The organism is Ramlibacter sp., assembly GCF_036383835.1.
Taxonomy (GTDB): domain Bacteria; phylum Pseudomonadota; class Gammaproteobacteria; order Burkholderiales; family Burkholderiaceae_C; genus Ramlibacter.
Window position 1 is genome coordinate 1 of record NZ_DASVNN010000159.1, and the last position, 12,900, is coordinate 12,900.

The 12,900-nt window shown below is 72.0% G+C and carries 12 protein-coding genes; 8 read left to right on the forward strand and 4 right to left on the reverse strand.

Translation table 11 applies throughout. From position 1 onward, the window contains the following. Positions 1–25: 25 nt before the first annotated feature. The 4 genes from VF522_RS24145 to hemC are packed head-to-tail and all read right to left on the reverse strand — an operon-like array spanning position 26 to position 4,082. Positions 26–1,279 carry a heme biosynthesis protein HemY gene (locus VF522_RS24145; RefSeq protein ID WP_330910891.1) on the reverse strand — a complete coding sequence of 418 codons (1,254 nt, stop codon included), beginning with the start codon at positions 1,277–1,279 and terminating at the stop codon, positions 26–28. Between the two features lie 6 nt (positions 1,280–1,285). Further along, positions 1,286–2,374, reverse strand: a complete 1,089-nt coding sequence (locus VF522_RS24150; RefSeq protein ID WP_330910892.1) for a uroporphyrinogen-III C-methyltransferase — start codon at positions 2,372–2,374, stop codon at positions 1,286–1,288. Continuing rightward, the gene (locus VF522_RS24155) at positions 2,371–3,126 is read right to left on the reverse strand and encodes a uroporphyrinogen-III synthase (RefSeq protein WP_330910893.1); all 756 of its coding nucleotides are present in this window, start codon (positions 3,124–3,126) and stop codon (positions 2,371–2,373) included. Before VF522_RS24155 ends, VF522_RS24150 begins: the two co-directional genes overlap by 4 nt. A gap of 8 nt (positions 3,127–3,134) precedes the next feature. Further along, a complete protein-coding gene (gene hemC, locus VF522_RS24160) occupies positions 3,135–4,082 on the reverse strand; it encodes a hydroxymethylbilane synthase (protein ID WP_330910894.1) in 948 nt (315 codons plus the stop codon). Between the two features lie 29 nt (positions 4,083–4,111). Between hemC and ppc the strand changes: the two genes are divergently transcribed. From ppc to VF522_RS24200, 8 genes are all read left to right on the forward strand, one after another. Further along, a complete protein-coding gene (ppc, locus tag VF522_RS24165; RefSeq protein ID WP_330910895.1) occupies positions 4,112–6,913 on the forward strand; it encodes a phosphoenolpyruvate carboxylase in 2,802 nt (933 codons plus the stop codon). Positions 6,914–7,088: 175 nt separating this feature from the next. Beyond that, a complete protein-coding gene (locus VF522_RS24170) occupies positions 7,089–7,595 on the forward strand; it encodes an RDD family protein (RefSeq protein ID WP_330910896.1) in 507 nt (168 codons plus the stop codon). Then, a complete protein-coding gene (locus VF522_RS24175; protein WP_330910897.1) occupies positions 7,592–8,314 on the forward strand; it encodes an RDD family protein in 723 nt (240 codons plus the stop codon). Before VF522_RS24170 ends, VF522_RS24175 begins: the two co-directional genes overlap by 4 nt. Next, positions 8,311–9,303 (forward strand): stage II sporulation protein M, encoded by a 993-nt coding sequence (locus tag VF522_RS24180; protein ID WP_330910898.1) that lies wholly within the window; start codon positions 8,311–8,313, stop codon positions 9,301–9,303. Before VF522_RS24175 ends, VF522_RS24180 begins: the two co-directional genes overlap by 4 nt. Continuing rightward, positions 9,293–10,024: a hypothetical protein gene (locus VF522_RS24185; protein ID WP_330910899.1), complete on the forward strand. Its 732-nt coding sequence runs from the start codon at positions 9,293–9,295 to the stop codon at positions 10,022–10,024. Before VF522_RS24180 ends, VF522_RS24185 begins: the two co-directional genes overlap by 11 nt. Further along, the gene (locus VF522_RS24190) at positions 10,011–10,724 is read left to right on the forward strand and encodes a DUF4129 domain-containing protein (protein WP_330910900.1); all 714 of its coding nucleotides are present in this window, start codon (positions 10,011–10,013) and stop codon (positions 10,722–10,724) included. Before VF522_RS24185 ends, VF522_RS24190 begins: the two co-directional genes overlap by 14 nt. Then, complete coding sequence (locus tag VF522_RS24195) at positions 10,721–11,905, forward strand: DUF4350 domain-containing protein (RefSeq protein ID WP_330910901.1); 1,185 nt, start codon at positions 10,721–10,723, stop codon at positions 11,903–11,905. The genes VF522_RS24190 and VF522_RS24195 overlap by 4 nt, the downstream gene beginning before the upstream one ends. Next, on the forward strand, positions 11,902–12,900 hold the full coding sequence (locus VF522_RS24200) for a MoxR family ATPase (protein WP_330910902.1): 999 nt from the start codon (positions 11,902–11,904) through the stop codon (positions 12,898–12,900). The genes VF522_RS24195 and VF522_RS24200 overlap by 4 nt, the downstream gene beginning before the upstream one ends.

Sequence of the window (12,900 nt, forward strand, 5' to 3'; positions counted from 1 at the left end):
GGCGAACCCCGACGCGCGCGAAGCGCTATTCCCCCGCCGCCCTCTTCCACGCCTGCGCCGCCGCCGGCGCATCCTCGCGCTGCTCCGCGAGCTCCGCGAGCGCGCGCCAGGCATTGCGATGCAGGACCGGGTCCTGCAGGCCCAGCGCCGCCTGCGTCAGCAGCTGCTGCGCCTTGCCCCACAGCTGCCGCTTCATGCAGGCCATGCCGGCCAGGTACTGCAGCGTGGCGTCGCGCGGATTGGCTTTCTGCGCGGCTTCGATGCGCGCCAGCCAGGTGGCATCGATCGAATCGAGGCCGTCCTCCAGCGCGCAGACCAGCTTCGTGCGCAGGGTCTCGCCCAGTTCGGCCTGCTCCTCCCACACCGGCAGCAGCCAGTCGCGCGCCACGCGCGCGTCACCGCGCAGCGTGTCGAGCCGCTGCGCCGCGTGGATCGCCACTTCCGGCATCTGCCGCTCGGCCGGCTCCAGCGCGACCCAGGCGCGCTGCAGTTGCGCGATGTCGTAGGCGCCATTGAGCAGGTCGATGGCCAGGCCGCGGACGATGCTGCGCGCCGCCACGTCGGAAAAGGCGTGGTGCTTGGCCAGCAGCCGCGCGGTTTCCAGCGCCTCCGGCGTGGCGCCCGCCTGGCGCGAGGCCTTCAGCCGCGTGCGCAGCGCCAGCGTGCGGCGGCCCGCGCCTTGCGGCAGGCCCTGCAGCAGCTTCATCGCCGCTTCCGGATCGCGGTCCTCGAGCGCCCAGCGCGCGGCGCGCAGCAAGGCGCCGTCGCGCGTTTCCTGCGCATCGCGCGCCGAAGCCTGCTCCAGCGCGCGCTGCAGATGGTCCTCGCGGGCGGCGCGGTCCTGCAGCGCCTGCGCCGTTTCCGCCGCCAGCAGGTGCGCGATCGCGCGCAGCTGGCTCGCATTGGCCGGCCGCTGGCCGGAGCCGGTGAGCGAGGATTCCTGCACCAGCACGGCTTCGGCCGACTTGCGGGCGCGGATGTAGCGGCCGGCGATCAGGTGCGAGAACGCGTCCAGCAGCGAGGCATGCATCGCCCGCTCCTTCTGCTGCGTGCGCCAGCGCAGCGCCTGCCGCGGCAGGTCCAGCAGTGCGTTGAGCGCGCCGATGGCCGTGTGCACGAGAAGGAAGGCGCCCACCAGGATCAGCAGCACCAGGTTGAGCGACAGGTCGATGCGGTAGGGCGGCCAGAACAGCGTGACCGAGCCCTGGTTGTTGCCGGCGAACAGCGCGCCGGCGACGGCCACGCCGAACAGGATCAGGAGCCAGAGCGCGGCGCGCATCGCGGCTTACTTCCCGTTCCCGCCGGCCAGCGTGGCCAGCACGGCGAGCGTTTCCTCGACGCGCGGCAGCTCGGCCGAGCGCACCTGCGCCTGCACCTGCTGCAGCTGGCTCGCCACGGCCTGCGTGCGGCGCGAGGCCGAATCGAAGTACCGGTTGAGCGTCATCGCCGCGGCCGCGAGGTCGGCGCGCGCGGTGTCGTTCTGCCGCGCGAGCAGCGAGATGCGCACGTTCAGCACCTTGAGCTTGAGGTTCTCGCGCAGGAAGAAGGCCTGCTCCGGCGCGACCAGCGCCGCCTCCGGCGCGTCGATGCGACTCACGCGCACCAGGCCGCGCACGTCCTCCAGCACGGCGTCGCGCCAGCGTTCCCACCACGGCCGCGTGCCGCCGGAAGCTTCCTTGCGCGGCGTCTCCGTGAGAGCGCGCGCCGGTACCGCATTCGCCGCGGGCAGTTCGTCGATCTGCCGCACCACGTCGTCCAGGCGCGCGAGCAGTCCGGGCACGTCGGTCACGGTGGTGCCGCGGATGCGCTCGACGTCGCGCGCGATGGCGGCGCGCACGCGGGCCAGGCGCGGTTGCGCGGCGCGGGCGAGACGCTGGTCGGCGGTGCGCAAGGCGGCCAGCAGCGGCTGCGCGCTGCCCGTGAGCTGGGTCTGCTGCTGCGCCAGCAGCAGCGCCGATTCGATGTCCACCACCAGGTTCTCGTCGCGCGAGCGCGAGAGGCTCTGCATCAACTCCTCGAGTTGCGTGCGTTGCAGGGACACCTCGGACAGGCGCTGCTCCAGCACGGCCTGGCGCGCCGCCGCATCGCGCGCGAGATCCTGCGCCTGGCGCGCCAGCGCGCGGGCCTCGATCGCATTGGCGCCGCTGTCGGCGCTCTGCCGCGCGAGCTGTTCCTGGATGCTGGAGAGACGCTGCCACAGCATCACGCTGGAGAGCAGCGCCGCCAGCGCCACCACGCCGAGAAGCAGCAGGGGCGCGCGCGAGACGGTGGCGGTGCGCACGCGCTCGGGCGGCAGCGTGACCGGGACCGCCGCGCCGGTCGTCAGCACGGGCGTGGGCTCGGACGGAGGCGGCGAAGGCGGCAGCGAACTCATCGATGCGATTCTATCGACGCGACCACTTCCTCGAAGGCGGGACGCGCTGCATGCACCGCCCCGAAACCGAGCGCGCGCACTGCCAGCGCGATGCGCGGATGGGTGGCGATCGCCTGCGCACGGCTCCAGTCCTGCTCCGGCAGCAGCCGCGCCAGCTGGCCGGCCGCCTCCGAACTGCTGAACAGCCACAGCGAACCGTCGCCTGCCGCGCGTTGCGCGGCTGCCACTTGTTCGGCGTTCCAGGCCGGCGCGCGGCGCTGGTAGGCGACCACCGTCTCGACCTGCGCGCCCGCGTCCGCGAGCTGCCGCGCGAGCCACTCGCGGCCCTGGCTGCGGCCTTCGGCATCGGCTCCGCGCACGATCAGCACGCGGTCGCCGGGCCGCAGCTGGCCGCTCACCTGCGCCCACAGGCTTTCGGAATCGAACTGGGGCGCGTCTTCGAGGGGAGCGTCGATGCTCGCCATCGGCACCCCCGCGTCGCGGAGGGTCTCGGCCGTTCCCGGCCCCGGCGCCCAGGCGCGCGGCGCGCCCCAGCCGGATGCGGCCGCGAAGAAGCCATGCACGGCATTCGCACTGACGAACATCACGGCTGCATAGGCATCGAGCTGCGCGACCGCCTGCCGCAGGCCGCCGTCGTCCGGCGGCGGCGCGATCTCCAGCAAGGGAAGCACCACGGGATCGAAGCCGCGTTCGCGCAGCCGCCCGGCCCAGCGAAGCGCCTCGGGCAGCGGCCGCGTGACGACCACGCCCATCGGCGGCCTCAGTGCGCCCCGCCCGCGCGCAGGCGGGCCGCCACTTCCTCGCCCAGCCGCGCGGCCTGCGCGAGGTCGGCGATCACCTCGGCGGACTGCGCGCGCACCAGCATGCCGGGCACGTCGGGATCGCCCCAGGCCGCGGCCAGCTGCAGGTATTCGCCGTCCAGGCGGGCATGCGCCGCCAGCGGCATGGAGCAGCTGCCGCCCATGGCGCGGCTGACCGCGCGTTCCGCGGCCACGCACAGCCAGGTGCCCTGGTGCGCCAGCGGCGCGAGCGCCGCCTGCACGTCGGGCCGGTCGGCGCGGATCTCGATGCCGAGTGCGCCCTGTCCCGCGGCCGGCAGCATCTCCGAAGGCTCGAACACCTGCCGGATGCGCGCGGCGAGGCCCAGGCGCTTCAGGCCCGCGCTCGCCAGCACGATGCCGTCGTACTGGCCGTCATCGAGCTTGCGCAGGCGCGTGTCGAGGTTGCCGCGCAGCGGCTCGATCTTCAGGTCCGGACGCAGCGCCCGCAGCAGCACCACGCGGCGCAGGCTCGACGTGCCCACCACCGCGCCCTGCGGCAATTCGGAGAGCCGGGCGTAGCGGTTGGCGACGAAGGCGTCGCGCGGGTCCTCGCGCTCCATCACGCAGGCCAGGTCGAAACCGGCCGGCAGGTCCATGGGGACGTCCTTCAGCGAATGGACGGCGAGGTCGGCGCGGCCTTCCTCCAGCGCCACTTCGAGTTCCTTCACGAACAGGCCCTTGCCGCCCACCTTGCTCAGGGACCGGTCCAGGATCTGGTCGCCCTTGGTGGTCATCCCGAGCAGGGACACCTGGTGGCCGCGCTGCTCGAGGAGCGCCTTCACGTGCTCGGCCTGCCACAGCGCGAGCCGGCTTTCGCGGGTGGCGATGGTGAACTGGCTCACGTCGTAACCTGCTTGTAATTCGGGAGGGGAGGTCGATGCTAGCATCCCCGCATCCCCCCTGGAGGAAGCGAAGCATGGCTCCGAACGAGCAGCCGCCGGTGCGGCGTGCCAAGGACAACGAACGGCCCCTCGTGGAAGACATCCGCCTGCTGGGCCGCATCCTCGGCGACGTGATCCGCGAGCAGGAGGGTGTCGACACCTTCGAGCTCGTCGAACGGATCCGCAAGCTGTCGGTGTCGTTCCGCCGTCACGAGGACCAGGCCGCCGACCGCGAACTGAAGTCGCTGCTCAAGTCGCTCTCCGGAGAGATGGCGGTGCGCGTGATCCGCGCCTTCACCTATTTCAGCCACCTCGCCAACCTCGCGGAGGACCGCCACCACATCCGCCGCCGCCAGGTGCACGAGCGCGCCGGCGACACGCAGGAGGGCAGCATCGAGGTGGCGCTCGCGCGCCTGCGCTGGGGCGGCATCCACGCGCGCAACGTCTCGCAGGCCCTGGCGCATGCCTACCTGTCGCCGGTGCTCACCGCGCACCCCACCGAAGTGCAGCGCAAGAGCATCCTGGATGCGGAGCGCGACATCGCCCGCCTGCTGACCGAGCGCGACGAGATCAAGGCCCGCGCCCTGCCGCGCGACGTGCTGGCGCCGCGCGAGCTGGCCGCCAACGAAGGGCGCATGCGCGCGCGCGTGCTGCAGCTGTGGCAGACGCGCCTGCTGCGCTTCACCAAGCTCACGGTGGCCGACGAGATCGAGACGTCCCTCAGCTACTACGAAGCCACCTTCCTGCGCGAGATCCCCAAGCTCTATGGCCAGCTGGAACAGGCCCTGGGCGCGCAGCATCCGGTGGCGAGCTTCCTGCGCATGGGCCAGTGGATCGGCGGCGACCGCGACGGCAACCCCAACGTCACGGCGGAAACGCTGGACTACGCCCTGCGCCGGCAGTGCGAGGTGGCGCTGCGCCACTACCTCACCGAGCTGTTCTGGCTGGGCAGCGAGCTGTCGCTGTCGGCGTTGCTGGTCGACGTGACCCCGCAGATGCAGGCGCTGGCGGACGGCTCGCCGGACCACGGCGAGCACCGCAGCGACGAGCCTTACCGGCGCGCGGTCAACTGCATGTACGCGCGCCTGGCCGCCACTCTTAGGGACTACACCGGCGGCGATGCCGCGCGCCACGTGCTGCCGCCGCAGAACCCCTACCTGCGCGCGGAGGACTTCCTGGCCGACCTGCGCACCGTGCGCGACTCGCTGCTCGCGCACCATGGCGCGGCGCTGGTGCAGCAGCGGCTGCACCCCCTCATCCGCGCGGTGGAGGTGTTCGGCTTCCACCTCGCCACCATCGACCTGCGGCAGAACTCGGAGCAGCACGAGGAAGTGGTGGCCGAACTGCTCGCCGCCGCGCGCGTGCATGCGGACTACCGCGGCCTCGACGAATCCGGCAAGCGCGAAGTGCTGATGCGCATGCTGTGCGACGCGCGTCCGCTGCGGGTGTTCGCGCACGACTACAGCGCGCATGCGCAGAAGGAACTGGCGATCTTCGCGACCGCGCGGGTGCTGCTGCAGCGCTTCGGCCGGCAGGCGATCCGCCACTACATCATCAGCCACACCGAGGCGGTGAGCGACCTGCTGGAGGTGATGCTGCTGCAGAAGGAAGTCGGGTTGCTGCACGGCACGCTGGACGATGGTGCCATCAGCGACCTGATCGTCGTGCCGCTGTTCGAGACCATCGAGGACCTGCGGCAGGCCGCGCCCATCATGCGCGAGTTCTACGCGCTGCCCGGCATCGCGAAGATGGTGCAGCGCTCCGGCGCCGAGCAGGACATCATGCTGGGCTACAGCGACAGCAACAAGGACGGCGGCATCTTCACCAGCAACTGGGAGCTGTACCGCGCCGAGATCGCGCTGGTGGAGCTGTTCGACCAGCTGGCGAATTCGAGCGACATCCAGCTGCGCCTGTTCCATGGCCGCGGCGGCACCGTCGGCCGCGGCGGCGGGCCGAGCTACCAGGCGATCCTGGCGCAGCCGCCCGGCACCGTGCGCGGGCAGATCCGCCTCACCGAACAGGGCGAGGTGATCGCCTCCAAGTACGCCAACCCGGAGATCGGCCGCCGCAACCTGGAGACGCTGGTGGCGGCGACGCTGGAAGCCACGCTGCTGCAGCCCACCAAGCCCGCGCCGAAATCCTTCCTGCAGGCGGCCGAAGCGCTGTCGCAATCCAGCATGAAGGCCTATCGCACGCTGGTGTACGACACGCCCGGCTTCGTCGACTACTTCTTCCACGCCACGCCGATCCGCGAGATCGCCGAACTGAACATCGGCTCGCGGCCCGCGTCGCGCAAGGCCACGCAGAAGATCGAGGACCTGCGCGCCATCCCCTGGAGTTTCAGCTGGGGCCAGAGCCGCGTGACGCTCAACGGCTGGTACGGGTTCGGCTCCGCGGTCGAAACCTTCCTGGCCGCGGGCGACCGCAAGGAGCAATCCGCGCTGCTGCAGCGCATGTACCGCCAGTGGCCCTTCTTCAAGGCGCTGCTCTCCAACATGGACATGGTGCTGGCCAAGAGCGACCTCGCGCTCGGCTCGCGCTACTCCGACCTGGTGCCGGACGCCCGGCTGCGCCGCCGCATCTTCGGCGCGATCGAGGCCGAGTGGCAGCGCACCGTGGATGCGCTGGCGCTCATCACGGGCGAGAAGCAGCGCCTGGCGGGCAATGCCTCCCTGGCGCGCTCGATCCGCCACCGCTTCCCCTACATCGATCCCCTGCACCACCTCCAGGTGGAACTGGTGCGGCGCTGGCGGGGGGGCGACACCGACGAACGCGGCCGCCGCGGCATCCACCTGGCGATCAACGGCATCGCCGCGGGCCTGCGCAACACCGGCTGAAGCACCGGCGCGGGCTCCTCCAAACGGGGGAGTTCGCAGCATCCCTGCCACACATGGGGCCCGGAAGTCCCGCCGGCGTGCGATCTGTCCTTGTCCACGCGCGAAGCCGCGGCCCAGAATGCGCGATACAACACGTAGCCTGGGAGGGGAAACGGTGGCCAACGGAGAACAAACCGTGCAGGACGCGCGCTATGCGCCGCCGCAAGCGCACGTCGCCGACGTCGATGCCGCATCGGACGGACCGCTGCTCGCCACCCGCTGGCAGCGCTTCGGCGCATTGCTGATCGACGGTGCGCTCGCCTTCGCGTCGTTCTGGGTCGCCGGCAAGCTGTTGCCCTGGGATCCCTGGGCGGTGGACCCGAACATGACCATGTGGACGCCCACGCCGGTGGCGAGCATCGCCGTGGGCCTCGGGGCTTTCGTGCTGCTGCACGGCTACCTGCTCGTGAAGCGGGGGCAGACCGTCGGCAAGTTCGCGCTGGGCATCCGCATCACGCGACCGGACGGCAGCCTCGCGTCCTGGGGCCGGGTGCTCGGGCTGCGCTACCTCCTCGGCTACGTGGCGACGATCCTGCCCGTCCTCGGCCAGGTCTACGGCCTGGTCGACTGCCTGACGATCTTCCGCTCCAACCGTCGCTGCCTGCACGACGTCGTCGCGGACACCATCGTCGTCAAGGCGTGAACCCCGCGCTGCCCGGCGCGCCGCTCGACACGCTGCAGCACGCCGAAACGCCCGAAGGCATCGCGCTGGCCCTGCGGCCCGCGGGCCTGGTCGCCCGCGGCCAGGCCTGGCTGATCGACTTCGGCATCCGCATCGCGGTGTTCTTCGTGGCCATCACCATCGCCGGCGTCGCGGGCGGCCTCGGCATGGCCTTCCTGCTCATTGCCTACTTCCTGCTGGAGTGGGGCTATCCGATCGCCTTCGAGCTGGCCAGGGGCGGCGCCACGCCCGGCAAGCGGGTGATGGGACTGCAGGTGGTGATGGAATCGGGCCTGCCGGTCACGCCGGGCGCCTCGGTCGTGCGCAACCTGCTGCGCGCCGCCGACTTCCTGCCCTTCCTCTATGCGGCGGGCGTCGCCGCCCTGCTGCTGCGGCCCGACTTCAAGCGCCTCGGCGACCTCGCCGCCGGCACCCTGGTGGTCTATGCGGAGCCGGTGCGCCTGCACGGCAGGATCCCGCCGGCATCGCCGCAGCGGCCCGCGCGCCCGCTGACGCAGGCCGAACAGGTCGCCATCGTGGCATGGGCGGGACGCGCGCCGCGCCTCACGCCGGAACGCTTCGAGGAGCTGGCGCAGCTGGCGCGGCCGGTGGTCTCGACCGCCGGCACGAGCGCGGCATCGCCGCAGCTCCTGGGCGTCGCCCACTGGATCCTCGGCCACCGCGAGGCCGTCCCGAAATGAGTCCCGCGCACTTCGAAGCGGCGCACGCGCCGCGCTGGGAAGAACTGGAACAGCTGCTGGCGGCTGCCGAGGGCAACGCGAAAAGCGGGCGCCTGTGGGACGGCGCAAGGCTCGCCAACCTCTACCGCCGCACCTGCGAGGACCTCGCGCTGGCGCAGGCGCGTGCCTATCCGGTGCACCTGGTGCAGCGGCTGGAAGCCGCGACGCACCGCGCGCATCGCCTGATCTACCGCCGCCAGGCGCTGCAGCTGTCCTCGCTGCGCGCCCTGGCCCTGTACGGATTCCCGCGGGCCGTGCGTGCGCATGGCCGCTACGTGCTGGCCGCCACCCTGCTGTTCGTGCTGCCGATGCTGGCGCTGGGCTGGGCCTGCTGGAACGACCCGGGCTTCATCCTGCACCTGCTCGATGCCAACGAAGTGCAGCGCTTCGACGAGATGTACGGCCAGGGCGAAGGGCCGCTGGGACGCGAACGCGACGCCGACACCGACTGGCAGATGTTCGGCTTCTACATCATGAACAACATCGGCGTGGGCTTCCAGTGCTTCGCCGCGGGCCTCTTCGCCGGCGTGGGCAGCGCCTTCTTCCTGGTGTTCAACGGCCTGTTCGCGGGCGCCGTGGGCGGCTACCTCGTCGTGCGCGGCCACGGCGAGAACTTCCTGTCCTTCGTCGTCACGCACGCGGCCTTCGAGCTCACCGCGATCGTGCTCGCCGGCGCGGCGGGCCTGCGCCTCGGGCATGCCTGGCTCGCGCCGGGCCGGCTCACTCGCCTGCAGGCGCTGCGCGAGGCCGCGCGCGAAGCGATCGTGATCGTCTACGGCGTGGTCGGCATGCTGCTGGTCGCGGCGGCCCTCGAGGCTTTCTGGTCGTCGGCGCGCTGGGTGCCGCCGCTGGTGAAGTACGGCGTGGCGGCCGCGTGCTGGGCGCTGGTCCTCGGCTACCTCGCATTCCAGGGCCGCGGCACGCCGGCGAAGGAGGCCCATGCAGGTTGACGCGCTGTCCGTGCGCCTGCGTCCGCGCCCGATGGCGGAAGCGGTCGACCTGGGCGTGCTGCTGGTGCACACGCATGCGCGCAGCATCGCCCGCGTGTGGCTGCCCTTGTGGGCCGGCCTGCTCGCGGTGGCGCTCGCGACGGCGGAGATCGCCGGCTGGCTGCCCTGGCTCGTGATCTTCTGCGCCAAGCCCTGGCTCGATCGCAGCCTGCTGTTCGTGCTCTCGCGCGCGGTGTTCGGCGAGGCCACGCGCTGGTCCGACCTGTGGGCCCAGCGCTCGGCGATCTGGTGGCGCGGCCTGGCCGGCTCGCTCACGCTGCAGCGGCTGTCGCCCTGGCGCAGCTACACGCAGGCCGTGCTGCAACTCGAAGGCCAGCGCGGCAAGGCGGCGAGCCAGCGTCGCGCCCAGATCCTGCGCGGCAAGCGCGGCGCGGCCGGGGGCATGCAGTTCGTGTTCGCCAACGTGGAGGTCGTCCTGTACCTGGGGCTGGTCTCGCTGATGCTGTGGTTCGCGCCGGAAGGCACGCACCGCCACGTGTTCACCTGGCTCACCGAGTCCGGATCGATCGGCAGCACGCTGTCGCAGGCGCTCGCCTACGCGCTGGCGGTGCTGCTGGTGGAGCCCTTCTTCGTCGCCGCCGGCTTCCTGATGTACCTGAACCGGCGCGTCGAACTCGAAGCCTGGGACATCGAACAGGAGTTCCGCCGTGCGTTCGCGTGAGCTGCTGCTGGCCCTGGCCCTCGCGCTGGCGCTGCCGCCCGCGCTCGCCGAACCGCCGACGCGCCAGGAGGTGGAGCGGGCCGCGGCGGTGGTGCGCCAGCATCCGGACCTGGGCGGCAAGCGCAACACCTCCACCCTGCGCCTGCGCGACACCGACAAGAACAAGAAGAAGGAGGAGGCTTCCTCCTCCTGGGACTGGCTGGTGAAGCTCGGGCGCTGGCTGAGCGAGACCGCGCGCGTGCTGATGTGGATCGCCGGGATGCTGGCGATCGCGCTGCTGCTGGTGGGCCTGCGCCGCTGGCTGCAGGTGCGCAAGGGCCTGTCGCATGCGCATCGCGCGCCGCCGCCCAGCCACGTGCAGAGCCTGGACATCCGCCCCGAGAGCCTGCCGCAGGCGATCGGCGCGGCGGCCGCGAAACTGTGGCAGCGCGGCGACCATCGCGCGGCGCTGTCGCTGCTGTATCGCGGCGCGCTCTCGCGCCTGGTCCACGCGCATGCCGTCCCGATCCGCGCCGCCAGCACCGAAGGCGAATGCGTCGAGCTCGCGGAGCAGCGGCTCGACGCCCATCGCAGCGCCTTCTTCGCGCGGCTCGTGGGCGCCTGGCAGCTGGCCGTGTACGGTGCGCGGCTGCCCGACGCCTCGCACGCCCTGGCCCTGTGCCAGGACTTCGACGTGCACCTCGCAGAGGCGGCGGCATGAGCCAGTCGACGGTGATCCGCTGGGTGGTGATCGTGCTGCTGGCCCTCTTCGGCCTGTGGCTGGTCACGGCCACGGAGTGGGTCGAGATCGAGGTGGACACGCCGCGCAAGGGCGAGGCGCTGCAGAACGAATTCTTCGCGCTGGAGCGGCTCGCCCGCGAGCTCGGCGCCCGGGTGGAAAAGCAGCAAACGCTGGACCGCATGCCGCCGCCCGGCGCCGTGCTGCTGCTCGAGTCTCCGTACTGGGACATGTTCCCGGAGCGGCCGGCGAAGGTGCGCAAGTGGGTGGAAGCCGGTGGCCACCTCGTGCTGGCCGCGTCGGCGCTGCAGAACGACCAGATCACGTCCTGGGTGCCGGTCAAGGGCGAGAAGCGGCCGCCCAAGCCGAAGGATGCGGCACGCGCCCGCAAGGACCGCGACGATCCGTGCCGCGATGTCGCGGAACGCTCGGGCCCCGGCCTGGCGGACGCCGGCAGCTACCGCGTGTGCGCGTGGCCGCACTGGCAGCAACTGAACCTCCAGCCCGCGGCCGCGCCGCCGACCTGGCAGGTGCAAGGCCCCGAAGGCATCGAGCTGGTGCGCCTCCCCGTCGGCCAGGGCAGCGTGACCGTGTACGGCCCGCGCTCGCTGCTGAACAACGGAGAGGTCGTGCGCACGCGCAGCGATCACGCGGCGCTGGTGGCCCGGGCGCTGCAGGTGGAGCGCGGCAAGCTGTTGTGGGTGGTGCCCGACGAGGCGCGTCCGCCGCTGCTGCTGTGGATCTGGCAGCAGGGCTGGGCCGCCGTGCTGCTGGGAGCCTTCGCGATCGCCGCGTGGCTGTGGCGCGGCATGGTGCGCTTCGGGCCCCTGGGCGTCGTTCCGCCGCTGCAGCGCCGCTCCATGCGCGAGCAGGTCGCGGGCACGGGCTCCTTCCTGCAGCACCACGGCCCCTCGGCGCTGCACCAGGCGCAGGTCCGCGCGCTGCAGGAAACGGCGCGCGCGCGGCTTCCCGGGTATGCCCTGCTGCGCGGCCGCGCCGCCGTCGAACGCATCGCCAGGGCCACGAACCTGCCGGCCTCCGAACTGGAAACCGCCCTGGTGTCGCGCGCCGAACGCGCCCCGCTGGCGGCCGACCTCGAACTGCTGGAGCTGGCGCGCCGCCGGCTCCATCTCTCCACTTCCCATTACGCATCGCAACCATGAGCGACATCCAAATCAAAGCCGAAGACGTGGTCCGCGCGGCCGAACTGATGACGGCGCTGCGGCGCGAAGTCGGCAAGGCCGTCGTCGGCCAGGCCGATGCCGTGGACCAGGCGCTGGTCGCCCTGGTCGCGAGCGGCCACGTGCTGATCGAAGGCGTGCCCGGCCTGGGCAAGACGCTGCTGGCGCGGGCGCTCGCCAAGGCCATGCAGCTGTCCTTCGCGCGCGTCCAGTTCACGCCGGACCTGATGCCCACCGACATCACCGGCCACGCCGTGCTGGACTTCAACGCGGGCGAGAAAGGCGTCGGCAACCTGCGCGTCAACCAGGGCCCGGTGTTCACCAACGTGCTGCTCGCCGACGAGATCAACCGCGCGCCAGCCAAGACGCAGAGCGCGCTGCTGGAGGTGATGCAGGAGTACCAGGTGACGCTGGAAGGCCGCACGCTGCCGCTGCCGCAGCCCTTCATCGTTCTGGCCACGCAGAACCCGATCGACACCGAAGGCACGTACCCCCTGCCCGAAGCGCAGCTCGATCGCTTCCTGCTGAAGGTGAGCATCGGCTATCCCACGCAGGACGAGGAGACCGCGATCGTGCGCGGCAGCACCCACCACCAGGCCGGCAACCAGCTGCCGCTGGACCGGCTCGAGCCCCTGCTGCAGGCCCCCCAGGTGCAGGAGGTGCAGCGCATGGCCGGCTTCCTGCGCGCCGACGACCGCGTGCTCGATTACGCCGTGCGCATCACGCGCGCCACGCGCCAGTGGCCGGGCCTCGCGGCCGGCGCCGGCCCGCGCGGCGCCATCGCGCTGGTGCGCTGCGCCCGCGCCAACGCGCTGCTGCAGGCGCGCGACTTCGTCACGCCCGACGACGTGAAGCGCCACGCGCTGCCGGCGCTGCGCCACCGCGTGCTGCTGTCGCCCGAGGCGCAGCTGGAAGGCCGCTCGGTCGACGAACTGCTGCGCGCCGCCGTCGAAAGCGTCGAGGCGCCGCGCCTCTGA

What these genes read in the sequence shown, in the direction of transcription:
- VF522_RS24145 (WP_330910891.1), bottom strand. Translation starts at nt 1,279, where the DNA reads ATGCGCGCCGCGCTCTGGCTCCTGATCCTGTTCGGCGTGGCCGTCGCC.
- VF522_RS24150 (WP_330910892.1), bottom strand. Translation starts at nt 2,374, where the DNA reads ATGAGTTCGCTGCCGCCTTCGCCGCCTCCGTCCGAGCCCACGCCCGTG.
- VF522_RS24155 (WP_330910893.1), bottom strand. Translation starts at nt 3,126, where the DNA reads ATGGGCGTGGTCGTCACGCGGCCGCTGCCCGAGGCGCTTCGCTGGGCC.
- hemC (WP_330910894.1), bottom strand. Translation starts at nt 4,082, where the DNA reads ATGCTAGCATCGACCTCCCCTCCCGAATTACAAGCAGGTTACGACGTG.
- ppc (WP_330910895.1), top strand. Translation starts at nt 4,112, where the DNA reads ATGGCTCCGAACGAGCAGCCGCCGGTGCGGCGTGCCAAGGACAACGAA.
- VF522_RS24180 (WP_330910898.1), top strand. Translation starts at nt 8,311, where the DNA reads ATGAGTCCCGCGCACTTCGAAGCGGCGCACGCGCCGCGCTGGGAAGAA.
- VF522_RS24185 (WP_330910899.1), top strand. Translation starts at nt 9,293, where the DNA reads ATGCAGGTTGACGCGCTGTCCGTGCGCCTGCGTCCGCGCCCGATGGCG.
- VF522_RS24195 (WP_330910901.1), top strand. Translation starts at nt 10,721, where the DNA reads ATGAGCCAGTCGACGGTGATCCGCTGGGTGGTGATCGTGCTGCTGGCC.
- VF522_RS24200 (WP_330910902.1), top strand. Translation starts at nt 11,902, where the DNA reads ATGAGCGACATCCAAATCAAAGCCGAAGACGTGGTCCGCGCGGCCGAA.